This window comes from Bradyrhizobium erythrophlei (genome assembly GCF_042430365.1).
In the GTDB taxonomy this organism is placed as follows: domain Bacteria; phylum Pseudomonadota; class Alphaproteobacteria; order Rhizobiales; family Xanthobacteraceae; genus Bradyrhizobium; species Bradyrhizobium erythrophlei.
The window spans coordinates 1-855 of sequence record NZ_JBHMET010000166.1 but is presented as its reverse complement, the minus strand read 5'-3'; the positions used below and the strand labels follow the sequence as shown (position 1 = coordinate 855).

The following is an 855-nucleotide window of genomic DNA, read 5'->3' as shown; positions in this document are numbered from 1 at the left end:
CTAGGCCGGATCGACATTCACCGGAGCCAGACCATGGCGGCGGCGAGGTGGACGAATCCGGTGAAGTGGATGGTTCGTCTGTCGTAACGGGTTGCGAAACGCCTGAAGTGCTTGAGGCGGTTAAAGCAGCGCTCGATGCGGTTGCGGCATTTGTACGCAACGGCGTCATGAGGGATGATGATCTTGCGGGTTCGGTTCGACGGGATAACTGCGGTGGCGCCTACGGCGGCGATGGTCGCGCGCAGCGCATTGCTGTCATAGGCTTTGTCGGCGAGCACGGCTTCGGCGGTCTGACCTTCCAGCAGGGCGGGAGCCTGAGTGATGTCGCCAACCTGGCCCGCGGTGACGATGAGGCGCAACGGCCGGCCCAAGGTGTCCGCCAGCATGTGGATTTTGGTGGTCAGTCCGCCTCGGGAGCGCCCCAGCGCCTGATCCCGCGCCCCCCTTTTCCGGCCGCTGCCTGTTGATGGGCGCGAACGATGGTTGAGTCGATCATCAGGTACTGGTTGTCGCGGTCGGCGGTCAGCGCCGCGAACACCCGTTCCCATACGCCACCATGACACCAGCGGCTGAAGCGCCGATGAACCGTTTTCCAGCGTCCGTAGCGCTCCGGCAGGTCGCACCAGTGCGCGCCCGACCGCAGCACCCACAGGCAGCCGTTCACGAACAGCCGATTGTCCGCTCCCGTCCGGCCCGGGTCGCCCGCTTTGCCGGGCAGCAGCGGTGCGATCCGCTTCCACTGTGCCTCGCTCAGTTCGTACCGCTTGATGCCCATCATGTGCCCCGTGCAAATCACGGTGCTCTATGAATCAGACATCATCCAGTTCGGGAATCCTGAATGTCGATCCCGCCTAG

1 protein-coding gene is annotated in these 855 nt (G+C 64.1%); it reads right to left on the bottom strand.

What is annotated here, in order from left to right; translation table 11 throughout:
- Nucleotides 1–17: 17 nt before the first annotated feature.
- Nucleotides 18–775 (bottom strand): IS5 family transposase gene (locus tag ACFFWD_RS25415; protein ID WP_376969738.1). Its coding sequence is split into 2 segments (ribosomal slippage): nt 18–463 and nt 463–775, totalling 759 coding nucleotides; the frame shifts between segments, so codons are not numbered across the junction.
- Nucleotides 776–855 lie beyond the last annotated feature (80 nt).